A 26,254-nucleotide genomic window follows, 5' to 3' on the forward strand; every position below is an offset into this window, starting at 1 on the left:
TTTAATTATTAATATGCATTCTCCTCTCCCCGGATAGCATTGGCCATTGTCTTATATATAATATACAAGTCCAGCATAAAGCTCCAGTGCTCGATGTACCAGATGTCGTTGCGTATCCGGTTCTCCATGTCGCCCAAAGCCTTGGTCTCGCCACGGAAGCCGGACACTTGGCTCCAACCCGTGATGCCCGGCCTCACATAATGCCGCACCATGTATTTGTTAATCAGCTTCGAATACTCCTCCGTATGTTTCAGCATGTGCGGCCGGGGGCCCACGATGCTCATGTCTCCCCGCAGCACGTTGAAAAACTGAGGCGTCTCGTCCAGGTTGCTTCTGCGCAGAAAGTGCCCCCAACGCGTGACCCTCGGGTCGTCCCGCGTGGCCTGCACGTTATCTGCCTCCATATTCACCCGCATACTGCGGAACTTGTAACAGTAAAATTCCTTGTCGTCCAGCCCGTTCCGTTTCTGGCGGAAGAACACGGGCCCCGGCATCGTGCTTTTGGTCACAACGGCCACCACCAGCCAGATGACAGGAAACAACGTGCACAGAAACAAGAGCGAAAACACGATGTCGAAACTCCGCTTCAGCACCTGGTTGCCCAGCCGGCTCAACGGTTCGCGCCGCAACGTCAAATAAGGCACCATCCCTATCCGTTCCAGATACATCTGGTTCTGAAAATAGTTATGCACGTCCGGCACACTGTAAAAATGCACCAGGTGGTTCTCGCAATAATTGATGAGCTGCAAGATGATATCCTTCTCTGCCGGCGGCAGACAACAGAACACATCCCGGATGCGCCCGTGAGCCTTCAAAAAGTCAATAATCGCTTGCGGCTTTCCCCGATAAGGACACTCCTTCGGGAAATCGGGATTCGGAGCGTTGTCGAAATACCCTGCCACATCATAACCGGCCCACGTCTCCGAGGTCAGTTCATAATAAAGTTGCAGGTTGTTTTCCGTGCTTCCCACCAGCAACACTTCCCGGCGGTCTTTCCCGCCCAAGCGCACGCGCTTGATGGCAAAACGGAACCCCAAACGGAAAGCCAGCATACAGACAAACAAGAAGCCGATGTAGCCGGCAAAGAAATAAGACCACACGTCCATGTAGTCGCCGATGGCCAGGATGACGCCCGCCAATACCGCATACGAACAGACATTCCAACACACCACCGTCACAATCTGATAGGCATACACCTTCCGCTTGTACAACATGACGGAACGCTGGGCACTGCACAACAAGTAACACAGCATCAGCGTCAACACGATTTGCAGTTTCGGTGCGTTCAGCACCTTTGCCCAATGCGTGTTGTCCAGCAACAGACAAAAGAGCTGGAACGCAGCGCCGCACAGCAACGTTTCCAACGTGATGACCGTGACTTCAACCAACTGATTATATGATTGCATCCTTATCATGCTTGCCGTTCAGCTTCGTTTTGCGCGCAAAGGAAAAGAAAAAACCAAAGCATGGATAGACAGATAGTCACTGCCTGTTGCTAAATTGTCCAATCCTTGTCCAGACATTTCAATGTCCGCGTCCGAACAGACGCCCGGCAGCCTTCTGACACAAAAAGAAGAAAGCCTCGCCCGGCATCAACCGCCACAAGCGGACACTGCGGACCAGCCAGAAGCAAGCATTGCCGCCAATCCGTTTCCAAGCCTGCCGTCTGTCGGCCGAAAGGGCTTCCCGCTCCATCTTCAACCGGTAACCGTCTTTGAACAAGATGTCTTCCAGCAACCGTTCCGGGCGGCCATGCAGGGGCGGGAAAGGAAAGCGGAAGCCTTCTCCCAAACGGGCTTCCATAAACCCGAACAACGCCCGGCTAAACCTCACCAGATGCAATCTTCTCAACACCTCCGCCAGCTTTCTTCCGTCCAACGGCGCCCGACGGAGCATTACCGCCACGTCGCACACTTGCTTCAGGCCGATGCCATAGCTCAGCACATGACGCCGCACGTGCAAAAGCAGGCAGGCTACATACAGCTCCACGCCCCACCGGTCGGCCGCCAGCATCCGTTGCAGACGGACATTCAGAAAGGGATTATACACCGTCTCCCGACAGGGATGCAGCTCCACCGCCACCCGCCCGTCCTGCAAAGCCAGGCTGTCCTCTTCGTGCCGATAGACGTAACCGGCCTCCCGCAGAAAGGCCTCCACACGTTCCCATCCCCGGCGCACCACGAGGTCGATGTCGCCATAACTGCGATACTGTGGCTTGCGATACCAACAGGCCACCGAACTGCCCTTGAACACTTCGGCCTCTATCCCTCGGACCACCAGCCTGTCCAGCCACGCTTTTTCAGCCCTGGCCAGCGAAACATTCATCCGCTCGATGTGCAACAGATGGAAAATGCACTGCGTCCACAAAGCCTCCGAAGGACGACACGCCGTCTGCGACACGCCGTCTATCCACAGGCCCGACACGGCCTGTTCGCGGCTCAGTGCAAAGAGCCGCTGCCAGTCGCCTTCATCCAAAGGCATCTCCTCTTCCTCCGGAGTTTCACCCCAAAGGCCCAGGCGGAGGAAATAGAAAAAAGTTGACAAGGGAACGAGTTGACGAGTTGACGAGAGACAAGTTAACAAGGTCTCAGTTGCCTGAAGCCTTGTCCCCTCGTCAACTCGTCCCCTTGTCAACTTATTAACTCGTCCCCTTGTCAACTTGTTAACTGAGAGAAACTGCGGCACCTTCCAGCCCATCTTCAGCAATTTCAGCAACACACCCGGGAAGCCGTGACGGCGGTAAATCTCCACATCTTCGCGCCACATCTGCCTGCGGCGGGCCTTATCGGTAGACAGCCCCCCCATGCGCATCCGCACCACGTAACGGTCGAGATAGGCTACCCGTAAGTGCCTCTCATACAGACAACGCAACAGGAAATCCGTATCTGCGGCAATCTTATAATGCTCGTCATACGCCCCGACCTTCTCCATCACCTCCCGCCGGATGTACACCGTGGGATGCAGAGGCAACCAGCCACACGCCACCTTCCAGCGCCGATACGGCCCGCTCACCCAATCGCGCACCACCCGTTCCGTATCTCTTGCATCGACAAACAACCCGTTGCCATACACCAAATCGGCTCCGGTCCTTTCGAAACAGGCGGCAATGTCGGCCACAACGTGCCGGTCGAACAGGAAATCGTCCGAGTGCAACAGTCCCACCACGTCGCCCGTAGCCAGGCGCAGTCCCTTGTTGATGGCTTCGTACATGCCGTGGTCAGGCTCCGAGAGCAGACGGCCGATACGGTTGCCGTAGCTGCGGATGACCTCCAGCGAGCCGTCCCGGCTGGCACCGTCCACCACGATGTACTCAATGTCCGGATGCGTCTGTGCCAGCACGCTCCCGATGGCTTGGGCGATAGTGGCCTCGCGGTTATAACACGTTGTGATAATGGATATTTTCACGACAAGATGCGCACCAAATTGACCACAGACGACGCAGATTACTCGAAGATTGTCACCGATTGTTTATATGGACCATCACATCCGTGATTATCTGCATAATCCGTGTTTCATCTGTGGTCAGAAATATAATTATCCAATAGATATTGTTTAATTAAATCCGGGTCGAAGTGGAAACGTTTCTTCAATTCGTAGACCTTGGCATCCACCAGCATCCGGTACCAAAAGCCTTGCAGGATGTGCCAGATAAAGCCTTCCCGCCCATCCAGGAAACCGCCCCTCAGGCCGTAGCGATAGAAAAAATTCAGGAAAGGACGAAGAAACAAGGGGGTTTTCACGTATTTCAGCTTCAGCCAACGCTTGCGCTCGGCGTCGGTGCCCCAGAATCTGGGACGAACTTCCGCTGACTGATTATCCAATCCATAGCCTATCAACAACATATTCACGGCCTCCCGACTGGCGTAGTTGTTATGTTTCTGTGTCCACCAAGTCAAATCGTTCAGATTATCATCTGACTGGTCAGCGTCTATGTAAATCGTTGAGCCGGAAAACACAATCAAATGTTCATCCATCCATTTATCCTCACAAGCACCATACCCCCTCCGTATGATTTTTATCTGTGGAGCCGGATACCACCCTCCATGCAGCAAAGGCCGGCCCATAAAATAAATCTTTTTATTTACATATACACCAGTTATATCCTCATCAGCCTCTGCCAAACGACCAAGCACCTGCGCGGCCAATTCCGACTCTACATACTCATCAGCATCCACCCTCCAAATCCAATCCGTAACTATCGGCAACTGCTGCAATGCCCAATTAAACTGCCTGGCTTGATTTTCAAACGGATGCTGAACAACTTTTGCCCCCAGCTTCCCCGCGATCTCGCAAGTCCGGTCGGTACTGAAGGAGTCGACCACCCAAATTTCCTCGCATACGCCTTGCAACGAACGGATGCAACGGGCAATGTGTTTTTCCTCGTTCTTGGTGAGGATGATGGCGGCGATGGAATTGTTACACATACAAATTACTATTCTTCGTTAAAAGTCAAGATAATAACAGATATGTCCAGTATAAAAAGGCACTATTATTCTGTCATTCCGAGCGTAGCCGAGGAATCTCAAGACAACCTCCTACTTTCTATACACCCCAATAGAGAATCACGATTCCCTTTCACTCTTCAGAACATATAACCCGCTTTTTGATGAACCGCGCCGGATTCCCCCCAACCACCGTCCACGCCTCCACATCCTTGAACACAGCAGCCCGTGCACCCACCACAGCTCCCTCGCCCACGGTCACGCCCGGCCCGATGAAGGCCTCGGCGGCCACCCAGGCACGGTCGGCTATGACAATCGGCCTTTCTATCTGCTCGTGACGAGAAGAGGTAATATTGTGCGAAGCCGTGCACAGGAAACTACGCTGAGACACCGTAGCATTGACACCAATCTCTACCGGCGCAGCATTGTAGCAATCCACCCCGGAGGCCAGGCAGGCATGATCTTTCATCACCAAATTCCATGGCATGAAAACACAGACCGAAGCATAGACATTAGCCGTATCAGCCACCTTAGCCCCAAACAAACGCAGCAGACAGCGTTTCCACGGCATAAATGTGCTCTTGGGGAAAGGACGCGCCAACAACGTCCAGCAAATACACCACAGCATCCTCTTCACGCGGTTGGCCGTCGTGTAGGGTGATTGAAAATGCATATAATCCATACTGATAACGAAGCTTATTGGTTTGCTACTTTGCGATATAGGATCAGCATTTCTTCTGCCTTTTTTCGGGAGGAATATAATTATACCTATACTTTTTATATTCTTCTTCAGGTATCCGCTCTCCTCTGACTTGGCAGGGTGCTCCGAAAGCGATTGTATTCTCAGGAACATCTTTCAACACCACACTTCTAGCACCTATTACGGCCATCTGACCGATCGTAACCCCCTTTCCAATGTAAGAATCAGCCCCAATAAATGCGCCGTTGCCAATGTGTATGGGTGACAAATCCGATGCGAAATTTCGAGAACGGACATCGTGTCCCCCAGGTATTATATGTACAAAATTGGATATGCTTACATAATCTCCAATACAAATCTTAGTACGTGGCTTAATATAAGCATAGTCATCAATAGACACAAAATTACCAATTTCAATATTCCAAGGAATAAAGATTGTACTTTTAGGGGAGATATAACATCCTCTCCCTATTTTTGCACCGAAACACTTTAAGAGAAATACCCTCCATTGAGTCAAAGGATTCAAACTGGTTTTAAACAGCAATGTATCTACACATCTCCAAACCAACAATTTAATTTTATATCTTCTTGTTACATTCTGCGTTTTAGCATCACGCACAAACCACAAATCTTTTTCCATGATCACACCTTATCTTGCAGATACATATTATATAAACTCACAGCCACACTTTTAGTAGAATACTTTTCTTCAACCAATTTCCTTCCATTACTCCCCAACTTCTTCAATTCATCATCACTCAATGAAAGCAAACGGGAAACAGCCTGTTTCAAAGAATCCTTGTCACGTCTTACCCAACAGCCACAATGATATGTTTCCAAATCTCTCCATGGCGTACCTTGGGTTGTAATAACGGGGGTACCACAAGCCAAAGATTCTGCTATGACATACCCAAAGTTTTCACTGTAAGAAGGAAGGATAAAGAAATCACTATTACGATACAATTCCCATTTACTCTCTCCATAAACCCCACCGACAAAAACAATATTCACCAAATCTATCTGCCCGACACGTTTTTTTAGAGATGCAACATAAACCGACTCACCTTCTCCAGCTATAATCACCTCATAGTTTCTCAACCTATCTTTCAAATCTTCCAAGACTTCAAGTAATAGTTCGATACCTTTTTTCTGGTGTAGTCGAGACATATACAAAATACGCTTGTTAATCTTCCACCCCTTCTTTACCCCTACATTTGCGACATCAACACCATTGGGAATAGTTATGACATTCATATTATATCCCAACTGAAGAATATTTTCCTTTTCACTGTCAGCCGTAGCAATCAACGCAGTAGCGCTTTTCAATGCTTTCTTCTGAAATAAAAACAGTGCAAACTTTTTCTTCAACGGATGCCTATTTAGAATCCAAGGTTCAAGCATGCCATGAAGGGTAATATATGTCCTTATCCCTCTCTTTAAAGCCTCTCTTTGGATAATCCACGTTTGAATCATCCAAATGCCATTGATATGTACCACATCCGGATGTTCTTCTTCCAGTATATCTATCCATTGTTTTCTAAAATTCCCAAGCTGACTTACAGGTAATGGCAAATATATAACTTTGCAATTTTCCAACAACAACGGATTCTGAGTTGGACGCGTTACAACAATTAAATCCACTATTTTGCCCAACTCTTTTGTCAAAAGCTGCATATACATCGAGACCCCTCCCAAAGAGCGATCTATGGCTGTGACAAAATGAATGACTTTCATTGGCATCTTATCTCCTAACAAACTTCATTGTACATTTAATTTCTAAACCTGCATCCGTCAAAGCACAGCCTCCGCTTTGTGAATCTGCTCCGACATGGCAGACTGACGATTGTCGTGACAAGTTGTCTGCATATTATAATCCGCCTACCCCAGTCAAAAACTCACGTTCACCTTTGTCGCAGACTCTCTCCAATACATATTCCGTAGTAACCAAAATACATTTTAGTTTGTTTAAAAATCAACTAAGATTCTGACTGTATTGAGGAATAAACATCGTTCAACAATGGAATCTGAGCCTCTCGATAGAACATATCCAATAACCCACCATTAGTCAAATTTACAACCTTTATAGAATGTTTTCCACAATAACTCGCCAATCTATTCAAGTCATGCAAATGTCTAGAATGCATTAAAAGATCAATAGCCAACTGAGATGTAGATTTTCCCATCAACTCTTCATCATTCCCATAAAAATGGCTTTCCGAAGACTGAATCATTTCATATGCAATCCCAGTTGCATCAAACCCAGTAAAATATATTGTATCAAATAATTGCTGTATAGCAAAATCAAAGCATGCTCCCGAAACCCCAAGGTTATAAAAAGGTAAATAAGATTTTAGCCAATAAATTCTTGCATCTTTCCTATATGAACAGAGTAGAGGATCATTATACCAAGACAATGGCAAGATTATTTTTGTATCAGGGCTCAATTCCCAAATTTTATCCAACCAAGCTATCGGCCATACCCCCTTCAACATTTTAGCATCTATAAATACATGGTACTTCGGTTGTAACTCTTTATACATTGGATGCATAAAACCCCGATTCACAAACATAAGATTAGTACCCTTTAAAACACTTAAATCCTGTGTTTTTAGTGAAGGAGCATTTAATACAATATATAAATTCTCTCCTCGTCCATCTCTAGGCAAACTATTCATCTTTTTACTTATTTTCCATAGAGTTGGATTTAAGCAGAACTTAACTTTACGAATATTCTCTATCAAAGACAATATGAAATCATCTTTGCGTAACATTAACGTCCAAAAATCCATAACCTTATAACAGCATCATAACCTATTTCTCTCAAAAATCATCTCTGCAATGGCAAAATCCTCTTCCCAGTCGATATCGAATGATTGCAATTTATTCATAAGATATAGAAAGGGATTTTTACCTATACGATTTCCTGTTGTCACATAAATTTCTTTTGAAGCTATAAACATTGCATGATTAATTTCATACAATGGAAACAAATCCTGCGTCCGAGGCCAAAGCAAAGGTGTCGTATTATTAATGAGCTTTCCCTGCTTATTCAAAAGAAAATTCTTCAATTCAACTACAGAAACCAAAGAATCATATCCCTTCTTCAACATCGAAAAATATACGTCAATAGCCCTATCATACATTTCCGCCCCACAAATAGGTGTAGTCACATGTCCCCACAAAATATGTTCGGCTTCAGTTATTGTTGGCACATAACGAATCAAATCTTGCAAATTTGTTGAACTAAGGCATAAAGATTCTGGACGTGGAATAATTCTAAGCCGTCTATCTGAAATATATTTCGATGCAATATTTATACATATTTCATCATTTGTTGAAAGAATTATTTCATCTATCCGCTTCGATGCAGTCAATTGTTGCAGTTTATTTTCAATCAAACCACCATTGATATGAGCAAAAGGACGAGTATTCTTATCTTTCACACGCTCACTACCTTTACGTGTTGGAAGGAAAAAGGCTATTTTATCCATTATACAAAGTTCCCAATAACATGTTTACAAAAACTGATAGATAGACTCAACATTCAGTTCACTATAGGATGTTGGAGTAAGCGACCTCAACACAACATTCTGTGTCGGGAATTTTGAGAAAATAAAACTATTTTCATGAGCCAATTCAGAATCTTTTGCGGAAAGGCTCTCTCCTTGATATCCATCATATCCGACTAAATTAATAATAGAAGCATTAAAAAAGAGAGCAGTCTGTAATGCTATCACCGTACAAGAATCTTTATAACAATTTATAAAATCAACAGAAGGTAACTCATACGTACAATTCTCCGCAAACTCAGGAACTTCAGTCCCCATCAGCCTAGGATAAGGAGGCAAAATACAAATACCATTAAATTTATCTGATGACAAATTTGCAGCTAATCGTTTTGCTTCATTACCAACTAAACAGTAATATTTTTCATTCGATAAATCAGTATAATAAGCTACATATCTCGAAGTAGCAAAAATAATAGCTATATGAGGATTCTTTTCAAGATACTCTTTTATTGCATCAAGATGTTCCATCGGCGATCTTCCGCCACCAATTACAAGAACCTCACATACCGTATGTCGTTTCAGCAATTCATAATGTGCATTATCCTCTACATGTATGCGCTTATTATCCAATGCCCGAACTATACTATTAAAACTATAAGTACGATTCATACACCATGACATAACCTCCTTTTGTGGAATAGAATTAGCCCCGGAAAGCATATAAGGCAAGTTTGTGCCCCATGTATATTTTTGATACAATGGTTGAAAAACAGATATCAATTCTCCCAATATATTGAAATCAACTTCCAATCCATCCTTCTTATTTAAATACGTCAACAATAATTCCATATTCAAATTACCGGCTCCTCTTCCCATACCCAATATCGTAGCATCTACCAAATCAGCCCCACATTCTATAGCTGTTAATGTATTAATTAATCCCAATTGAAGATTATTATGTCCATGAAATCCTATTTGACAAGCAAGCATTTTCCTTACCATACAAAATATTCTTCTCAATTCTTTAGGAGTAATACCTCCAAAAGAATCCACCATACAAAACAAATCCACATAATCTTCAATCTGGCTCAATTTGGAAAGAAAAGCATTGTTTTCTTTCCACTTCGATAGATACATGACATTAACGCCTACTCCAAGCCCTAGAGATTTTATTATTTTTGACAAAACAATAGCTTGTTCAATACGTTCTGGGGCTACAGCTATACGTACCATATCTACCAATCCTTGAATAGGAAGCAGCAATTTATCCAAGTCATTAGCTATAACACTTTTTTCATTTAACATAACCACTAACTTCTTATTCGATAAATCGCGCAAATGTTTTAATACCGAAAAAGGGGTATAACCAAACTTACCTATGTACTCTTGGACAGGATTATTTCGATAACCTATTTCCAAATAGTCAACTGGCAATTTATTCATCGCTATAATATAGGCATCAACAAGGTTATCCTCAAAATCCCAGTTCGTGTAATAACCTCCATCACGGAATGTGCAATCTAATATTCTAATTTTCATATAGTCGATTATATAAATCTAAATATTTCCTTGCTACAATTTCACTTCTATATTGCATCACATTTTTCAATCCTTTAGAAATAATATCATCTCTATATATTTTATCTTTCAGTACATTACAATATACACTCCTAATACTTTCTACTGAATAAGGATCACATAAACAAGCTCCATTTCCAGCGACTTCCCTCATTGGACTTATATCCGAAGTAATAACAATACGTCCCATAGCTTGGGCTTCAATGATTGGCATTCCAAATCCCTCATGAAGAGAAGGGAAATTTATTATATCTGCATTTTTATATTCCTCTAGCAAGTCATTCTCACTTAAATCATAAGCATTATAATAATTTATTCCATATTTTTCTAACAGATATAAATCATTTCTCGAGATCTTTCCAATAATTCTTAAATGGCAGCGAATAGTAGATAAGGCTTCTATTGTTCGTGACAAGTTTTTATGAGGCCTCGTTCCAATATGCAATATAGTAGGATTATCTTGATTAAAATACTTTTCTACAAATCGGTAATTATCACTTACCGAATCTGGTATAATAGATATCTTATTTCGCGACAAAGGAATGTAATGACAGACTTCCTGTTCTGCAAATTTTGATATAAAAACTATTCTTGAAGCAAATTGTAATGGGAGTACTCTTAAAATCCAATAAAAAAAGCGTTTAACACAGCTAATATTTTTAATACGACCAATATCATGAACTGTCACTATTGTCTTTCTATCCCATAAAGCCAAAGTGATATAGTGAACATCTCCCGTTATATGAAATATCGCATTAGGATGAAGGTTTGCTATATTTCTTACTTGTTTGATATTATTCAAAACATCTCTAACGGATCCGCTTAAGCCAACAACATCAATAGAAAACACATTAATTTTATTAAGCAGATAAGGAATCATATTAGCAAAGACTTTGTGTATGCTATATCCACATTGAGGATTCCTATTAATATATACTACTTCCATAATTACGTAATCTATCATGCAAAATCCAACATCACAATATTTCAATTTTCATTAATGATGACATACTTTCAAAAGGAATGTTTACTATCAGAAAAATTATTCTTATTGATTATTTCGAGAAACATTCTTACCAAATATGTCACTATTCCAAAAATTAATATTCCCTGCCAATACCCCCGCAAAAGATATCCCAAATCATCAATACATCCATTTGCATTACGAAACATTCCTAAGAAAACGAACAAACTAATCAAACCATATAAAGAATAAACATTTGAGTTTGAGAAGTAATAGACAAGTGTATTCAACAATTTGAATACGAGAAAGAAAAGCAGAAATTGAATGACAAAATAAAAATAACCAAAAGTCGCCAGTCCATCCCCCAAATGGCTTGTTACCCGATAACTTGGGAAAATGCTTTCATTACGTGCTAACGCATACAATAAATCTCCTCTTGAATAATCAAAATCGTTTTTATTCAAATGAATACCCATAAAATCTAAAGCCGGCGTAGGAAACGACAAAATAGCTCGATTATAAAAGTGAGTTCGCATCTTCTTTTTATCTTCTTGTGACAATTGGAAGGCATAATACAATGTTTGATCTGTTATACGAATATTACAATAACGATTTAACATGAAATTATTAACATAGGATTCAGTCCATCCCTCATCATACTTTACCAACTTCTTACTCTGTTCCCGTTCTGCCAACCTTCTTAATGAAACTATCAAATCTTTGTCCTCATAAGTATCCATTGTTCTTGCAAGCAATTCCCTTTTTGTTACTTGGGAGCGGAAAAATCTATTATACAACATCGCTGTAGATAGATCAGCCAAAAGTCCCAATAATAAATAAACGACCATGCCTCCCACAACTATTTTGACGGGAGACAAGTATTTGACCAGAGGTTCTTTTCTATTACAGACTTGCAAAAAATACAAAAGAACCAGCAAAGCAAAAGGAGCAATCAATCCCTCTCTACTGTTGCTGGCCACACCGAACAAGATGAGCATCACGACATAACCAATCAAGACTGTTTTCATAGCATCACTTATTTGCAAATTCCTATTCCCATAAAGCCTAGGGAAGAATAATACTATCGGTGCATACATTAAGAAAGTTAATCCGCTCAGCAATTTACCCAAGACGTTGCCGTATTGAATATCGCCCATGGAGAAAGTATATAGACGTACCAAAAGCCCTACCAACCCAATAGCCCATACGACCGATACCGGATAGTTCTCGTAAAAATGCCCTTTCTTTAACAAGCACTGCAACAAATTGTCATGACGTCCCCTCATAAAAGAGGCTCTAAACGCCAATGCAGAAACTATGAACAACAAAGTTTCGAAAAAGAAGGTATAAAAAGGCAACTGTAGACCGTAGGTAATTGGCTTTCCTTCGAGTAAAGTGGCAGGTAAAGGCAAAAAGCGATAGAAGAACATACTCATGAACATCAGGAAAGCAAAAGGATACTTGCAAATTACTGTTGACTTCAAAAAATACGTATCAAAAATCAGCCAACAGAAAAATGTCATAACACATCCACTCACATTTTCCCAAGAAGGAAACACACACAATTCCGCCACAATGGAAATATAGAGGATGATTTTCAATATCTTATGCAATAATATGACGGCTGTCATTTCTTCTCATTTATTATTGAAAGAACCTTTCTAATCATCCCTTCGTTGGAATAATCATCTGTTATGCAGCGAAGCATCCCTTTTTCGGCAATTAATCTACGCTCCTTTTCGTGAGACAAATAATAACGACATTGTCTCAACAATTCTTCGTTATCGGAAAAATAAGCAGCTTCTTCTCCTTCCTTAAACATGGCAAGATGCTCCTCAGTCCGTTCTGCCAACATAAAGCCACCACAGGCAGGAATTTCTACGGTACGAGTGGTCTGCAAGTCAAAATTCATCTTGCGCAAAAAACAAAGAGAAATCTTGAAGGCAGAAAGGGACTTTGCATAATCATCTTTGTGTAAGCCATGCTCTTCAATACGTAAGTTAGGACTATAATCTCTATATTTCAACCATTTTCCACCGCCAAATACACGAACATTTATCCCATGGTCTACCAAATAAAGAATGCTTTGGCATCTCTCCTGTTCCCATGCGCCCACAAAACCGACATCACCTCCCAACCTTTCTTTGTCTATGTCGTTCAATTTTCTCGGATAGTGAAAGGAAGGTTCATAACTATTGTTGACAAAAATCACCTGTTTGGCACCTAAATTCTTCAATGCTTCTTGAATGTAAGATTTATTAGTTACGACATAATCATACCAAGGAATACATTGCAAATATTGGTAAGATTGGTTATGGCGCAATGCCATATTATCCGGAGAATAACTCACAATGAGCGTATAAGGAGACTTTGCTTTGATATATCGTAAGGTTTCCGGATAAATAGTGATTCCTTTATCTATCCAAACCAATTCGTATGTATTGTTGGCAACAAAATTTCTAATTACTTGATTCTCATGACTATTTTCCGGAAGTTTTATCGGAAATCCAAACAAGAACAAATGATAAGCAATACGATACCACAACGTACACGGCCTGACAGTTGTATTTACTTCATCCACTTGATCTGCAATTCTTTTTAACGCCCAATGTCTATGCAGACAAGTATTACTCAAACCGGACAAAGAACCAACAGAAAGAATTCGCATAGTTAATCAATTATTTTATGCAAGAAATCAGCATATCTCTTGCCGTAAGCCTCCCATGTCAGGTTTCCCACCCCTCTACCTGCATAAATACGGTTATTCAAATTCACATATTTTTCCATCGCCTCATCAATCGCCTTTATCAAGGCTTCAACCGTATAAGTCTCCAATATTACAATGAACTCTGGATATTCCACCATATCTTTCAAATCTACTGCACCTGAATCTCGAGAGCCAACAATAGGTAAATTACAAGCTATTGCTTGCGCTTGCACCATGGCTAGTCCCTCTTCCCTAGAAGGTAAAACAAAGATTTTTGCTTTCTTATAATAGCTCACCAACTGTACTTGGTCAACCGAATCTATATGAGTAAATTGTCGATGATGAGGGAACGGCATATCTACAAGTCCTCCTACATGCAGAAACTTATAATCTGTCCTCAAAATTGCATCATATATCAAATCACAACCTTTACGATATCCCCACCCGCCTACCATGATAATATCATATTCCTTTTCAAATCCAAATGAAGGATAGAACATCGATAAATCAACTCCATAAGGGTTCACAAATAATTTCTCCACTGGATAATGATGAAATATAAAACTGTCCTTTACATGAGAAGACGGTATTGAGATAAAATCAGCTATGCTATATCCTTCTATTTCCCGTATAACATTTATATCCGGTACAGGTTTCTTTCCACAAAGTGAAGGAATAGCTTCTAGAATTCTGCGCTGTTCCAATATATGTTTAGAACCTCTTTCCAGTATAACAAGTGCACCTTGTCGTTTGGCTTTTTTTACTGCATAGAGGAAATCTCCACTCATAGCGATTAAAACATCACATTTACGCATATACAATCCAGTAACGATGTCTTGTATCCAAATGCGCATACGTTTACTCCACCTAGCTTTTGGGAAAAATACTCTTTCCATCAGAAGGAAAGGAGCCATAAGAACTATAATTGAAGAGCTACAACGTTTAGGAAGTCCAAACTTTTGAGTACGCCCGGAAGGCACAAAAGAATAGAACCTGACGTCAAAACCATGCTTGTCCAATTCACGTGCCAAATCGCAGACATGAAAACGACCAGGAGACAAAATATTAATTCTCAATTTCCTCATTATACTTTAATGATGTTTATATGCAAGTATTTCGTAAGAAAAGCATTAGAGTTATCATACAAAGTACGTATCAACCACTTGATATCTTTTTTATATGGATTAGTACTTGTATAATCAGGTTTTACTATAGGTTTATTAGAGCGCCATGCGCCTTGGGCCCGATGGATACAAACGACTCGTTCCATACTTTTATAGCGAGGTGCATCAAAATAGTCCGAAGGATACACATGTATGCCTTCTTTCAGCAACTGTTCCTTATCTTGATAACCATCGGCATCATAACCATAATTGGTAATCGCTATTTTGGCTAATATTTCAGGCATTATGATCATATCATAACGCATTTCTATTGGTAACCTTTCTGACGTTGCCGTAACAAAATGTCTATGTGCATAATAGTCCAAACAATCTTTCAAAAAAGGATGCCCCTTTTCTGCCCCAAAAACATGAGCTGTCAAATACCGTTTCTTGGGACGTTCATGAAAATTAGCTTCTCTGCCTATAAACATTCGGTCATTTAAGAAGGAGTCAAATGATTTGAACACTTCAATATCAGTATCAAGCCAAATTCCACCATACGTATAAACAGCATAAGCCCTGATAAAATCTGCCGCAAAAGCCCATTTACGGACACTAATTGCCTCATTGGCAAAAATATTGTTTACAGCAGCTAATTTTGACGAATCCCATAGCATAAACTCATAATCGGGAAGATGCACTTTCCACGTAGCCATAAGTTCCTTAATATGCTGAGGATAAGATTCATCGGAGAACCAGGAATAATGAATCAATTTGGGTATCATATTTAGACTTTGAATTTATATTACGATATACAATCACATTTTATATATTCCTTTCAAGACCCAATCTTTAAATTGGGGAGGAATCCAAGTCATGCACAAAAACATATAAAGCAACCAATGTTTGAAGAATCCTGGTTTATAACCATATTTCCTATACAAATTCAGAAATATGGGTGATTGTTCATCAAAGAACGAAAGTCTTGTATAAGTATTCTCTTTATAATAGTATAAAGAATAAACAGCAGCTCTTCTAGTAGAAATTCCGTATTCTGTTGTAATCCTTTTTACATAAGCAATATCTGTTATTCCCAAATGCTTAAATAGGGTTGGATATCGACTGACAAAACCATCGGAAGCAGTAAGAAGCATTCTATAAGGTGCAACAATATGAGAAAGTGAAGTACCATTTGTTTGACAGGTATAATTATAGCAAATTGAATCACTCAAATAAATACTTTGGCAATAGATTAAGTAATCATAATAAAATAAATGATCTTCATGTATTCTTACCCTCTCATCAAAACGTATATGATTTGAATCTATAATCTCCTTTTTATAGAGTTTACCACAAGCATATCCTACAGCCAACAAATCAAGTTCCACTACTTTTTTCCCTAATTGTTCTCTGAAAATAAATTCAGAATGGAATTTTACTAACACTTGCCTTGATTTATTATCTATATTGTACCTACTTATTCCAACAAATGACAGTTCACAACTTTCTCCTTTATCTAGCGATTCTAAATAATCACTTTCCACAAAGTCATCAGAATCCACAAACGTAACCCACTCCGCCGATGCCTTATCTATTCCAAGATTTCGTGCCGCACTCACTCCTCTATTAACTGTATAAAAAACTTTCACCCGAAAATCTCTATTAGCATACTCATCGCATATTGCTCCGGAACAATCTGTACTCCCATCATCGACAAGCAACAACTCAAAATCCGTAAAGGTTTGATTCAAAATGCTATCTACACACTGCCTTAAATAAGGCTCTACATTATATACTGGAACGATAACTGAAATTTTAGGCATATGCTCTATATATCTACTCTCTACAAAAGGGAGGTACCGCACCCTGCGGCACTTTATTTTTGATTTAATGAGGCAAGGATGCCTCACCTCCTATTTTTCACTTCTAACGAATTTAGCAACAAAGATCTGATAAAAACGTTTGACTGCACTCCGCAACGAAACATCAAAGAGATAAAAAATCCCCAAGCTTACACCGCTATATAATAAAACTGTACATATAGCATAAGCTAGCCATTGCAAATAGGTGTCAGCAGGCAAGTCCATGAAATGGAAGCAGATTCTAACAACTACAACAAATACCAGCAACAAAAGGAGTATTTTCTTGAGGTATAGCAAAACATATTCCCACGCACTCTCTTTGAACCCTTTCCAATAAAGGAAATAAGGCTTCCAAATACAAATGATGGTCAACAAACTAAGTAACACTCCACAAAGAATACCTGTCAAACCATAATGAGAACCCAACAAAATAGAAAATCCCAAATTCAAAGATGCTTCTGCCACAGGTGCCCAAACATCTTGAAATAATCCATAAGCATTGATAAAAATATCATTTGTTCGGGAAAGTTGAATAAAAGTAATGACAAGAAGTACAAGAAATGCTGATTGCGACATCAAATACTCTTCTCCCACCCAGAGTTTTATAAAAGGATGTCCCAACATGTAAAATGCAAAACAAACCACCGATGCCAACCACATCTTCAAAGTAGTTAACTGCCAAAAAACTGACTTGATTTTCTTTTTATTCCCCTCTGCTACCAAATTACCTACTCCAGCATTGAGACCTTTTAACAAAGCATTCATCAGTGATGTAACCGCAGTAACTATCAGCATATAATTACCATAAATAGCCACTAACGTCAAAGAAGCATACGCATAAATTACCAATGGACTGGTTTGATACAAAACGAAACTACCTATTTTATGAAAAAATATTTGTTTTGTCTTCCGAATAATACTCGGATATGCTAATTCCAGCTTCTTTCCATTTTCTATCACCGGACAGAGCCAAGGATACACCTTTTTCAACGTCCTGTTCAGAATCACTGAAGATACGACTGCCATTATCACCTCCAACGCAATCCAATAGACATAACCATTGGGCAACGTCATAATGGCTAATATCTGCAACAGGACTTTGGCAATCTTTACCCCTTGCGTGCAATAGGTAATTTTGTATTCCTTTTGGTCTGCCGACAGGACAATTAACTTATAATTGACGAAATAACTCAACAATGCACCTATTAATAAAGCAATGAAGGTAGCATACGTGTACCACAAAGGCACATGGGCCTTTGCAAATATCCACGGGAAAAAGCACATCAAAATACAGGAACCAGCAATGACCACGCAGGCCACCCGCCGATATAACCAGCCTTGAATGGATACAATGTCATTAATTGCCTGTTTGTTGTTCTCATAAATTGGTTTATACAGGTTGTAAGCCACGGCTGAACCAATTCCCAATTCTGCCAGATTGAGAAATCCCAAAAGGTTCTGCGCCGTGGTGTTCAATCCTAACACCTCGCTCCCCAGATAATCCAGGAATATCTTTCGGGAGAAGAATTGCAGAACCAGGTTCAGGAAATAAAAGAGAAGAGCAACCTTGGCATTTTGGATGCTCTTAGAAAGCCGAGATGCTGACATCAAAAAATTATTTTTTGCAATTTATGGCCAACGCAATAGCCGAGCAAAGAAAAATTATCAAACTATTTTCCCATACCTGACCTCATGACGCAACAACTCATAATTATATCTCGCGCTTTGATAGTACAATCCCGTCTCCAAATCCATGATTTTATCGTATAATTGAGAGTTATAAACCAGCTCTAACGCTTTCGGCATAGGCAATTTATATTCATCCATCGCCATTAAAGCAAGCTGCTCCACTAATGAATCTATTAAGAAACGAGTTTCTTCCGTCATAATTTCAAGAGTTTTGAGATGGATAGTTCTGTTCCAAAGAAATATTGCCGGTTCAATTTCCTGTAGACTAATTCTTGCACCAGTACTTCCAGCGTAATCAGATGTTTCAAGTAGCGTTCCAATTGAAATGCAACACCATCATCTGCAATCGGCCCCACTACAATATCAAATTGTTGTGTTTCCAGCCCTTTTCTATTAGCCAAAATAAACAATGCCCACTCTTCTGTCGGTTCAGTAAAAACCTTTACACGCAACGAAGGATGCTCAAGCAGGCTCTCATCAAAAGCGTATGATGTCACTGTAGGCTCTCCTTCACCCGCAATGCGTGTACGACGAACTGCCATTTGCCACGCCTGTTCTTCAATATCAGCCAAGTAGAAACCTCTCCCAAAATCTTTGAAAGGGCTGCATTTATCAAGACAGATGAGATCAATCCCTACATTTGAGCCATGATACAGCGTAATCATCCCAATCCTCCTCCGTTTCGTTTGCAAATAATGGAAAGGTCATTGACAGCATCTTCCAATGACAACTGGTGCTCTGCTTCATAGCATTCATCCAAAAATTCCATACCCTTGAAACGATTCAAATAAGCAAAAGCCTGCTTAGCCGTCAAACGATAACGATCAGCAAAAGCATTGATGCAATACACCATGTAAGTGATGCGGTTTTGAAGCTTGTCATCCATCTTATTTCACATTTCAGGTTTCCAACTCGCAAATATATACATTCAAGCGAAGATTTCCAAATATGAATGTCCGCAATTTACCAACCATCGCACCCATAAGAGGCGCCGCATCCTTGCGGCATGCGAGTTTTGACACCATGAGGCAAAGATGCCTTAACTTCTATCTTTTTAACCTGCCCTTCCCCGCCATCCAAGGCAACCGTCTTCTCCCCCTCCAAAACCACACTTGCATCGTTTTTTCTCCCTACCTTCTCCCTACCTCGTCCCTGTCCTATAACAAGGACGAGGTAGGGAGCATGTAGGGAGGAGGAACGACTTTGATAGAAAGAAATACTACTTTTTCCCGTACCCATACCCGTAGCCATACCCATACTTCTTGCCATAGCCATACTTGCCATAACGGCCGTATTTGCCATAACCATAGTAATAGCCGTTCTTACGTTTGTTCATGTCTATGCCATTGATGAGCGTGCACAGAGTGGGTAGTTTCTTGTCTTGCTTCAGGTCGTTGATAAGGGCATAATCGTTCTTGTGGGTGAAGTCGGCACGGCAGACATAGACACAAACATCGGCCACACGGGCTATAAGGCGGGTGTCGGTGACGATGCCGATGGGGGCAGTGTCCAAGATGATATAGTCGAAATGCTGACGTAACAAAGCGAACGCCTCGTCCAACGACTTGCGGGCCACCAGTTCCGTCGGGTTGGGCGGAACGGCACCACCGGGCAGGACATAGAGATAGGGCGAGACAGGAACAGGCTGGCAAAGCGCCAACAGGTCGGTCGAGGCGGGTGAAGCCAGGTATTGGGTAATTCCGGCCGATTTGTGGGAGAGGGAGAACAGACGGTTGAGGGCCGGCTTGCGGATGTCCATGCCCACGATAAGCGTCTTACGCTCCATCAGTGCGAAGCTGACAGCCAGGTTGGCAGCCGTGAAGCTCTTACCTTCGCTGGGGGTGGTGGAAGTGAAGAGGATTATCTTCTGCCCTTCCTGCAACATGTATTGCAGATTGGTGCGCACATTGCGGAAAACTTCTTCCATCAGGCCGTTCTTGTTTTCGGATACGACGATGGGATGCGTTTCCGCTTCCTTGACATAGGGCACATCGCCTACGATGGTCACGTCGGTAATGCGCTCCACATCAGCACGGCCTTCTATCTTGAAGCGCAACAGACGGGAGAGGTAGATACCGCCTATGGGGAAGGCCAAACCTAACACAAAGGCCACCATGTAGATGTTCCGACTGTTGGGGGCGGCAAGCCCCTGCACACGCGGTTCTTCCACCACACGTCCGTTGTTGGCGGTAGCGGCCAGGGTGATGGCGTTCTCCTCGCGCTTTTGCAGGAGCATCAGGTAGAGGTTGGCCTTGATTTCCTGTTGACGGGTGATGGTCACCAGTTCACGTTCCTGCTGGGGAGCGTTGCTGATGCGGCTTTGATACTTGCGGGCTTCCAAGTCGAGATTGTTGCGGGTGATTTGCAAGGCTTTCTCTACGCTTGCCACGGTGGTCAGCACGGTGTTGCGGGTGGCAGCAATGGAAGTGTCGAGGTTGATAACGGCCGGATTGCGTTCGTTGGAAGTGCGCAACAGGCGTTTGCGTTCGATGAGCATCTCGTTATACTGTGAGATGACATTGACCAGCCCGTCGTCTGTCAGGCCTACATTGGCGGGAATGACTTCGTAGCGATTGTCGGGATTGTCAAGATAGCTGCGCAAGAAAGCCACCAGACGGAGCTGGGTGTCGTTCTCGGCCCTTTTCTTGTTGTATTCGCTACTGCCCTGCAAAGCCAGTTGGGCATCGGTGCTCAGGTCGGTCAGCCCAGCCCGTTGTTTGTAGTCGGCCAACTCGCTTTCCGTTGTGCCCAATTCTTCATTGATAATGCGGATGCGCTCGTCGATGAACTGGGCCGTTCGGCTGGCTACTTGGTTCTTATCCTCATTGGCATCGTTGTTATAGAGGTTCACCAGGGCGTTGAGCACGTCCATGCCCCGGCGGATGTCGGTATCGTTGTAAGACAGGCGCACGATGGACGTATATTCGCCTGTCGGCTCTGCCTGCAACCGACTTTGACAAGCCGCAGCCGCCGAGGAGGGAGGAACGACGGTGATTTGCAGTGTACGCGGTTCGTCCAGGCGAGCCAGGATACTGTCAGTGGCCGCCGAAAGGCTCAGGGTGCCCACCGGAGTGATGAACACGGCCGGAAGTTGCGGGAAAGACTTGCTGACGGTATATTCTTCATCCTTCACCCGGAAAGAAGCCGTGGCATCCACTTGCCCCGACGGTGTGCAGTCCAACTGCACCTGCAAGGCGGAGGGCAGGCGTTCGGCCTCATCCGGAGCCATCCAAAGTTGCACGGGCGACCTTTTGTAAAGCTCGGTATCATAGCGGAAATGCCCCTCTTCGCGGTAAGAGACATAAAGGTTGAGCGTGTTGACCACTTTCCGCATCAACGTATAGGACTGTAGAATCTCTACCTCATTGTCGAAGTTGTTGGCCATGGACATCATGCCCAGGTCTTGCATATAGGCCAAAGAAGAAGAGGATGCCGACTTGGTTTTATCTCCTTGCTTGATAAGCAGTTCCGAAGCGACAGTATAAACCGGTGGCTGGTAGCGCAGATAGATGTATGCACCGGCCACAAATGCCACCAGACCCAAAAGAATGAGCGGCCAGTACAACAGGTATTCAAAGATAATGGTTTTGTAATCGACTTTCTTTTCGTTCTCCTGGAAGAAGTCTTCGTATAGATTCTCTTTCATGTGGACAAAGAAGTTTTTATTGGAGGGAAATGATAATCAATGACGCAATGGTAGCGGCCAGGCTGGCCAGGCTAATCCAGATGGAGGAGTTGTTGTTCAACTTGTTGGAGCGCACCTTTCCCTTGGTGGGCTTCACATAGACCACGTCATTCTGTTGCAGGTAATAATAGGGCGAGTTTACGATGCCGGCATCCGTCAGGTCCAGATGGGTCACTGTGTGACGTCCCAAAGAGTCTTCACGCAACAGTTGCACGTCGTTGCGCCGGGCAAAGAGCGTCATGTCACCGGCTTGGGCCAATGCCTCAAAAATAGTGACCCGCTCGTCGCTCACAGAATACGTGCCGGGCTTATTGACTTCGCCCAACACGCTGACCGTATAGTTCAATGCACGCACTGTCACATTGGGCACCTCGTTCAAATAAGGCTGCAACTTCCGCCGTATCAGGTCTTCACATTCATGCGTGGTCAATCCCATCACGCGCAAGCGTCCCAGGATAGGATAATCAATGTATCCTTTGCTGTCCACCAGGTAGTCCAACAACTTGGCATTGTCGTAAGCCTGACCGACATTGCTTGTCTGCAACTTGCTCTGCCCTATCTTGCGGTAGAACGGGGCGGATGCCTCGGGGTCGGAGGTGCTGATAACAATGGTCAGTTCGTCTTTGGGCATGACGTGGTATTCCGGCAGACGTCCTTCTTGCAAAGAGGCTTGCAGCGCCTTGTCATTGCGCAGGTAAAGGGCATGTTTGTAGGAGGTGCACGAGGCCAGGAGGGCCGCACTTGCAATCAACAAAAACAGTTTCTTCATATGTATCTTTCTAAAGATTATCAGAGTTTATGCGTTATGTATCAAAATCATTTCTTACGGAAAAGCCGTCTGAGCAAACTGCCGGAAGCCGGAGAATCATACGCCGGGAGGTTGTCATGCAGGGCGTCATAGGTCAATCCCTCGTGCACCATGCGGTAAATGATTCCCCAGTCGGGCAAGCCTCCCAGGTTGCGGTCGTCGATGAACAGGTCGGCCTTCAGCTTGCGGGTATAGGTTTCGTGCTGTCGGCTTTCTTCCGGATAGTTGGCATTCACGGCATAGAAAGTCAGCCCTCTTTCGCGGCAGAAGCGGACGGCTTCGTCCAGCAGACGGCCTTCGCGCACGGTCCACAAGATGAGCTTGTGGTGTTCATCGCGCAGGCGTTTCAATGTCTCGATGGCAAACGGCAGTTCCGGACCGATATCGGGATAACGGTGTTCCACGATGGTTCCGTCAAAATCTACGGCTATAATCATAATCAGTAAATCTCCGTTTTCTTAGGAGGTGCGGCATTGGCTATACATTTCATGGCTCAGGCGTGCGGCAGCTTCCTCCGGACGGTTCTTGAGCAAAAAAGAGGGAATGAGGCCGGCTATCTGCGACAGGGTTTCGCTGATGACAGCAAAGGTAACTCCGTCGCGCCCCATCAACGAAGAGGCCCCCAGCAACATGCGGAAAGCTGCGATGCCCCCCAAACGGGCGATGCTGTTCTCAGAGGCCTGTTCCATACGGAAAAGGGTGCGCAAACGGACGCCTTCGTTGCGGTAGCACGGCGTCTTGCCGCTCCACGGAGTACCGTAGAGCATCACTGTCCCGTCCGGACACAAACGCATGGCCGGTTGGTCATCGTTCAGCAAGCGCGTTCCCGGTATATATCTCAACCACAAACGAGAGTGGGTACTTTTCCCTATGCCCGATGGCCCAATAAATGCCACCCCTTCATCGCCTATGGCTATGCAGGAGGCATGTATCAGCACCACGCGGGCAAAAGCTGCATTATAAATGAAAGATAGCATCAGCAAATCGTTCAGCACGCCATAGTCTATGGGAGTATGCAAACCCAAATCGGTCTGCACCTGCCGCCAATGCCTGTCCGCCTGCAAATGGCAGGCATGCGTTTCGCCCGGCATCTGCAAGGACATCTGGCAGTATTCCGGCGTAAACCACACGCGTATCTCCCTCCCATCGGGCGCGGACACAAAGGATGGCTCTGCCGCACACAAAGGAAAGCTACACCCCAAACGGACGGCACACGCATCCCGGACTGAAGAAACGGACAGGACATCGGACATCCGGAAAGGAGCGAAATTAGGCAATCGCTCCAGCATTTCCCCATCGTCATCCACCGACAAATTGCAACCCGCTATCTGAAAAATCATTTTACTTCTTTCTTAATAGAAACCGGCAAAGAAGCCTTGTATTCGACCGGCGTCTTGCCATACGCCTTCTCGAACGCCCGGTAGAACGTACGGACACTGTTAAAACCGGCGTCATAGGCAACGGCTTTGATGGGCATCTCCGGCTGGCTGTGCATCAAAGCCAAAGCATATTCCAGGCGCAAGGCATTCACATAACCGTTGAAATTGGTGTGAGCGAACTGCCGGAACATCTTTGCCACCTTATTCTTATTTACCAAAGCAAGTTTAATGACATGTTCTCTGGAAAAAGCCGGGTCAAGGAACAGCTTGTCGCTGACAATCAGGTGATGTATGCGTTCAAACAATTCCCTGTCAGAAACATCCTTCGCATCGGAAATGTAAGTCACCTTATCTGCCTCTTTTTCCTCCGTATCCACAGGCATAGACAAGGCTTCAGGCATCTTTTCTTCATTCGGTTCCGACGATAAAGCCTCACCTTTCTTCTGCGAATCCGAACGTGCAGATTTCCGCCTGACATAAAAAACATATACAGCTAATGCCACAATCGCACACGATTGAAACCACAGCAAAACATGCATAAATCCTCCACTTGAATCAAAAAGACTTATATCAATCTATCACTTCTACTATCAAATCCGGTTGCACCTCTGCCAATACCACCGCCACAATGCCTTGCACTTGCACGACAACCCGTTTACGACGGCAACCTTTTACACGCATGAAAGACCCTGTCACTCCATCAAATACTCCCCCTACAATACGTACCCGCGTTCCCTTTCCCAGACGGTTAATCTCATCACTCGTCAGATAAGTAAGTTTTTCCTCACGGGAGCGACACACCGCAATAAACTGATTCATCTGGTCATCCGGGACAATGATAGGTATATTCCTGCCTCCCTCCGGCCGCGTAAGATATTGCAAAAAAGGAATATATTTCTTGACATCCTGAATCATCGGTCTGGTTGCCCGCGCAAATATCAAATTACTGACAGCCGGAAGCCATGCACGAAGTTTCTTGCCATTCCGCATTACTACCTTATAACACATAGGAACAAAACTCTCGACAGACGCTTTGTCCAACAGTTTTTGCGCTTCCAACTCCTTCTGATAAGGGGCGGACATAGCAAACCAACATATAATATTCTCCGCAACAGTCATTGCAAAAAATCAGTTAGCAGAAGCATACATGGCATATTTCTGGCTCCCTTCAAAGCATATATCTCTTTGAAGACCAAATAAATACACTATTAGCGTTTTCTCAAAAGAAACCTCCACGTGCTTTTAAGCGTTTATAGAAATATGATTTTCTGCAAAAATAGTTTTTCCACAAAGAATAAGAATATTATATAAAAGATATTTTCAATATATTAACAGAAAGCAAAGGATTTATATTGACAATCCAATGGGGATACTTATTGTCATTTACGCAAATTGGATTTAATACTTTAACAACAATGACAGCAGTTGCAGAGAGAGAACATTTTTCAACTGTCGCAACCAGTCGGTTGCCGGTCTAAAAAAAGCCAACCCATTCACGCTGGAATCGGTTGGCTTTCAAAAATTTTATTCGCATGAAAGCGGTTCAATCACCAAAACCTGTTCTTGACAGGATTGTACTCGAAACCTACAGCTTTAAGTCTCCGCACAATATCGTCCTTCTCTACATTCAGATCTTCGCACAAAGCATCCAAAGAAGGATAATAATCACGCAATTTCAAATTGATGAAGCTGTACAGCATCATCGGTTCTTCCGGTAAATTCATAGCTCCAATCTTTTAATCTATAAAAACTAATACTGCCGCAAAAATAGACATTTCCACTGTACGACGAATTGACTTTCGTCAAGTTTGCCTCAAGGAAATGAAAG

At 43.3% G+C, this 26,254-nt stretch carries 26 protein-coding genes; all 26 read right to left on the reverse strand.

Features of this window, described 5'->3' with window-relative positions; translation table 11 throughout:
• Nucleotides 1-8: 8 nt before the first annotated feature.
• On the reverse strand, nucleotides 9-1,415 hold the full coding sequence (locus tag M3090_RS00710) for an undecaprenyl-phosphate glucose phosphotransferase (protein ID WP_249053477.1): 1,407 nt from the start codon (nucleotides 1,413-1,415) through the stop codon (nucleotides 9-11).
• Between the two features lie 109 nt (nucleotides 1,416-1,524).
• A complete protein-coding gene (locus M3090_RS15965; RefSeq protein WP_249053478.1) occupies nucleotides 1,525-3,405 on the reverse strand; it encodes a glycosyltransferase in 1,881 nt (626 codons plus the stop codon).
• A gap of 107 nt (nucleotides 3,406-3,512) precedes the next feature.
• Nucleotides 3,513-4,424 (reverse strand): glycosyltransferase family 2 protein, encoded by a 912-nt coding sequence (locus tag M3090_RS00720; RefSeq protein ID WP_249053479.1) that lies wholly within the window; start codon nucleotides 4,422-4,424, stop codon nucleotides 3,513-3,515.
• Between the two features lie 151 nt (nucleotides 4,425-4,575).
• Complete coding sequence (locus tag M3090_RS00725) at nucleotides 4,576-5,115, reverse strand: putative colanic acid biosynthesis acetyltransferase (protein WP_249053585.1); 540 nt, start codon at nucleotides 5,113-5,115, stop codon at nucleotides 4,576-4,578.
• Between the two features lie 52 nt (nucleotides 5,116-5,167).
• The gene (locus tag M3090_RS00730; protein ID WP_249053480.1) at nucleotides 5,168-5,782 is read right to left on the reverse strand and encodes a DapH/DapD/GlmU-related protein; all 615 of its coding nucleotides are present in this window, start codon (nucleotides 5,780-5,782) and stop codon (nucleotides 5,168-5,170) included.
• Between the two features lie 2 nt (nucleotides 5,783-5,784).
• Nucleotides 5,785-6,876, reverse strand: coding sequence for a glycosyltransferase (locus M3090_RS00735; RefSeq protein ID WP_249053481.1), 1,092 nt, complete (start codon nucleotides 6,874-6,876; stop codon nucleotides 5,785-5,787).
• A 242-nt stretch (nucleotides 6,877-7,118) separates the two neighbouring features.
• Nucleotides 7,119-7,931 carry a hypothetical protein gene (locus M3090_RS00740; RefSeq protein WP_249053482.1) on the reverse strand — a complete coding sequence of 271 codons (813 nt, stop codon included), beginning with the start codon at nucleotides 7,929-7,931 and terminating at the stop codon, nucleotides 7,119-7,121.
• 15 nt (nucleotides 7,932-7,946) lie between these two features.
• Entirely contained in the window at nucleotides 7,947-8,633 is a 687-nt protein-coding gene (locus M3090_RS00745) for a cytidylyltransferase domain-containing protein (RefSeq protein WP_249053483.1), read from the reverse strand.
• Nucleotides 8,634-8,657: 24 nt separating this feature from the next.
• A complete protein-coding gene (locus M3090_RS00750) occupies nucleotides 8,658-10,190 on the reverse strand; it encodes an aldolase catalytic domain-containing protein (RefSeq protein ID WP_249053484.1) in 1,533 nt (510 codons plus the stop codon).
• The gene (locus tag M3090_RS00755; protein WP_249053485.1) at nucleotides 10,180-11,175 is read right to left on the reverse strand and encodes a glycosyltransferase family 4 protein; all 996 of its coding nucleotides are present in this window, start codon (nucleotides 11,173-11,175) and stop codon (nucleotides 10,180-10,182) included. The genes M3090_RS00750 and M3090_RS00755 overlap by 11 nt, the downstream gene beginning before the upstream one ends.
• 68 nt (nucleotides 11,176-11,243) lie before the next feature.
• A complete protein-coding gene (locus M3090_RS00760) occupies nucleotides 11,244-12,824 on the reverse strand; it encodes a hypothetical protein (protein ID WP_249053486.1) in 1,581 nt (526 codons plus the stop codon).
• Nucleotides 12,821-13,861, reverse strand: coding sequence for a glycosyltransferase (locus M3090_RS00765; protein WP_249053487.1), 1,041 nt, complete (start codon nucleotides 13,859-13,861; stop codon nucleotides 12,821-12,823). Before M3090_RS00765 ends, M3090_RS00760 begins: the two co-directional genes overlap by 4 nt.
• A gap of 2 nt (nucleotides 13,862-13,863) precedes the next feature.
• Nucleotides 13,864-14,985: a glycosyltransferase family 4 protein gene (locus M3090_RS00770; RefSeq protein WP_249053488.1), complete on the reverse strand. Its 1,122-nt coding sequence runs from the start codon at nucleotides 14,983-14,985 to the stop codon at nucleotides 13,864-13,866.
• Nucleotides 14,985-15,788 (reverse strand): glycosyltransferase family 32 protein, encoded by an 804-nt coding sequence (locus M3090_RS00775; protein WP_249053489.1) that lies wholly within the window; start codon nucleotides 15,786-15,788, stop codon nucleotides 14,985-14,987. Before M3090_RS00775 ends, M3090_RS00770 begins: the two co-directional genes overlap by 1 nt.
• 33 nt (nucleotides 15,789-15,821) lie before the next feature.
• Nucleotides 15,822-16,826: a glycosyltransferase family 2 protein gene (locus tag M3090_RS00780; RefSeq protein ID WP_249053490.1), complete on the reverse strand. Its 1,005-nt coding sequence runs from the start codon at nucleotides 16,824-16,826 to the stop codon at nucleotides 15,822-15,824.
• A gap of 90 nt (nucleotides 16,827-16,916) precedes the next feature.
• Nucleotides 16,917-18,476 (reverse strand): lipopolysaccharide biosynthesis protein, encoded by a 1,560-nt coding sequence (locus M3090_RS00785; protein WP_249053491.1) that lies wholly within the window; start codon nucleotides 18,474-18,476, stop codon nucleotides 16,917-16,919.
• Between the two features lie 54 nt (nucleotides 18,477-18,530).
• Nucleotides 18,531-18,752, reverse strand: coding sequence for a hypothetical protein (locus M3090_RS00790; protein ID WP_249053492.1), 222 nt, complete (start codon nucleotides 18,750-18,752; stop codon nucleotides 18,531-18,533).
• Entirely contained in the window at nucleotides 18,749-19,219 is a 471-nt protein-coding gene (locus M3090_RS00795) for a DUF3990 domain-containing protein (RefSeq protein ID WP_249053493.1), read from the reverse strand. The genes M3090_RS00790 and M3090_RS00795 overlap by 4 nt, the downstream gene beginning before the upstream one ends.
• On the reverse strand, nucleotides 19,216-19,440 hold the full coding sequence (locus M3090_RS00800) for a DUF3791 domain-containing protein (RefSeq protein ID WP_249053494.1): 225 nt from the start codon (nucleotides 19,438-19,440) through the stop codon (nucleotides 19,216-19,218). Before M3090_RS00800 ends, M3090_RS00795 begins: the two co-directional genes overlap by 4 nt.
• Before the next feature lie 333 nt (nucleotides 19,441-19,773).
• Nucleotides 19,774-22,200, reverse strand: a complete 2,427-nt coding sequence (locus M3090_RS00805) for a GumC family protein (protein ID WP_249053495.1) — start codon at nucleotides 22,198-22,200, stop codon at nucleotides 19,774-19,776.
• Nucleotides 22,201-22,216: 16 nt separating this feature from the next.
• Nucleotides 22,217-23,008: a polysaccharide biosynthesis/export family protein gene (locus tag M3090_RS00810; RefSeq protein WP_249053496.1), complete on the reverse strand. Its 792-nt coding sequence runs from the start codon at nucleotides 23,006-23,008 to the stop codon at nucleotides 22,217-22,219.
• Between the two features lie 47 nt (nucleotides 23,009-23,055).
• Nucleotides 23,056-23,484, reverse strand: a complete 429-nt coding sequence (locus tag M3090_RS00815) for a BT0820 family HAD-type phosphatase (RefSeq protein ID WP_249053497.1) — start codon at nucleotides 23,482-23,484, stop codon at nucleotides 23,056-23,058.
• 21 nt (nucleotides 23,485-23,505) lie between these two features.
• Entirely contained in the window at nucleotides 23,506-24,387 is an 882-nt protein-coding gene (locus M3090_RS00820) for a hypothetical protein (RefSeq protein WP_249053498.1), read from the reverse strand.
• Nucleotides 24,384-24,929 carry a helix-turn-helix domain-containing protein gene (locus M3090_RS00825; RefSeq protein ID WP_249053499.1) on the reverse strand — a complete coding sequence of 182 codons (546 nt, stop codon included), beginning with the start codon at nucleotides 24,927-24,929 and terminating at the stop codon, nucleotides 24,384-24,386. Before M3090_RS00825 ends, M3090_RS00820 begins: the two co-directional genes overlap by 4 nt.
• A 67-nt stretch (nucleotides 24,930-24,996) precedes the next feature.
• Nucleotides 24,997-25,545, reverse strand: a complete 549-nt coding sequence (locus tag M3090_RS00830; RefSeq protein WP_249053500.1) for a UpxY family transcription antiterminator — start codon at nucleotides 25,543-25,545, stop codon at nucleotides 24,997-24,999.
• 428 nt (nucleotides 25,546-25,973) lie between these two features.
• Nucleotides 25,974-26,150 carry a DUF4250 domain-containing protein gene (locus M3090_RS00835; protein WP_249053501.1) on the reverse strand — a complete coding sequence of 59 codons (177 nt, stop codon included), beginning with the start codon at nucleotides 26,148-26,150 and terminating at the stop codon, nucleotides 25,974-25,976.
• Nucleotides 26,151-26,254: the final 104 nt, after the last annotated feature.

The organism is Bacteroides sp. ET71, assembly GCF_023336905.1.
Taxonomy (GTDB): Bacteria; Bacteroidota; Bacteroidia; order Bacteroidales; family Bacteroidaceae; genus Bacteroides.

Bases quoted from the DNA above. Each gene is read 5' to 3' on its own strand.
- M3090_RS00710 (WP_249053477.1), bottom strand. From the start codon at position 1,415: ATGATAAGGATGCAATCATATAATCAGTTGGTTGAAGTCACGGTCATC.
- M3090_RS00810 (WP_249053496.1), bottom strand. From the start codon at position 23,008: ATGAAGAAACTGTTTTTGTTGATTGCAAGTGCGGCCCTCCTGGCCTCG.
- M3090_RS00750 (WP_249053484.1), bottom strand. From the start codon at position 10,190: ATGAAAATTAGAATATTAGATTGCACATTCCGTGATGGAGGTTATTAC.
- M3090_RS00730 (WP_249053480.1), bottom strand. From the start codon at position 5,782: ATGGAAAAAGATTTGTGGTTTGTGCGTGATGCTAAAACGCAGAATGTA.
- M3090_RS00830 (WP_249053500.1), bottom strand. From the start codon at position 25,545: ATGACTGTTGCGGAGAATATTATATGTTGGTTTGCTATGTCCGCCCCT.
- M3090_RS00815 (WP_249053497.1), bottom strand. From the start codon at position 23,484: ATGATTATAGCCGTAGATTTTGACGGAACCATCGTGGAACACCGTTAT.
- M3090_RS00765 (WP_249053487.1), bottom strand. From the start codon at position 13,861: ATGCGAATTCTTTCTGTTGGTTCTTTGTCCGGTTTGAGTAATACTTGT.
- M3090_RS00820 (WP_249053498.1), bottom strand. From the start codon at position 24,387: ATGATTTTTCAGATAGCGGGTTGCAATTTGTCGGTGGATGACGATGGG.
- M3090_RS00735 (WP_249053481.1), bottom strand. From the start codon at position 6,876: ATGAAAGTCATTCATTTTGTCACAGCCATAGATCGCTCTTTGGGAGGG.
- M3090_RS00790 (WP_249053492.1), bottom strand. From the start codon at position 18,752: ATGACGGAAGAAACTCGTTTCTTAATAGATTCATTAGTGGAGCAGCTT.
- M3090_RS00775 (WP_249053489.1), bottom strand. From the start codon at position 15,788: ATGATACCCAAATTGATTCATTATTCCTGGTTCTCCGATGAATCTTAT.
- M3090_RS00725 (WP_249053585.1), bottom strand. From the start codon at position 5,115: ATGCATTTTCAATCACCCTACACGACGGCCAACCGCGTGAAGAGGATG.
- M3090_RS00740 (WP_249053482.1), bottom strand. From the start codon at position 7,931: ATGGATTTTTGGACGTTAATGTTACGCAAAGATGATTTCATATTGTCT.
- M3090_RS00800 (WP_249053494.1), bottom strand. From the start codon at position 19,440: ATGGATGACAAGCTTCAAAACCGCATCACTTACATGGTGTATTGCATC.
- M3090_RS00720 (WP_249053479.1), bottom strand. From the start codon at position 4,424: ATGTGTAACAATTCCATCGCCGCCATCATCCTCACCAAGAACGAGGAA.
- M3090_RS00805 (WP_249053495.1), bottom strand. From the start codon at position 22,200: ATGAAAGAGAATCTATACGAAGACTTCTTCCAGGAGAACGAAAAGAAA.
- M3090_RS00755 (WP_249053485.1), bottom strand. From the start codon at position 11,175: ATGGAAGTAGTATATATTAATAGGAATCCTCAATGTGGATATAGCATA.
- M3090_RS00745 (WP_249053483.1), bottom strand. From the start codon at position 8,633: ATGGATAAAATAGCCTTTTTCCTTCCAACACGTAAAGGTAGTGAGCGT.
- M3090_RS00835 (WP_249053501.1), bottom strand. From the start codon at position 26,150: ATGAATTTACCGGAAGAACCGATGATGCTGTACAGCTTCATCAATTTG.
- M3090_RS00770 (WP_249053488.1), bottom strand. From the start codon at position 14,985: ATGAGGAAATTGAGAATTAATATTTTGTCTCCTGGTCGTTTTCATGTC.
- M3090_RS00760 (WP_249053486.1), bottom strand. From the start codon at position 12,824: ATGACAGCCGTCATATTATTGCATAAGATATTGAAAATCATCCTCTAT.
- M3090_RS00795 (WP_249053493.1), bottom strand. From the start codon at position 19,219: ATGATTACGCTGTATCATGGCTCAAATGTAGGGATTGATCTCATCTGT.
- M3090_RS00780 (WP_249053490.1), bottom strand. From the start codon at position 16,826: ATGCCTAAAATTTCAGTTATCGTTCCAGTATATAATGTAGAGCCTTAT.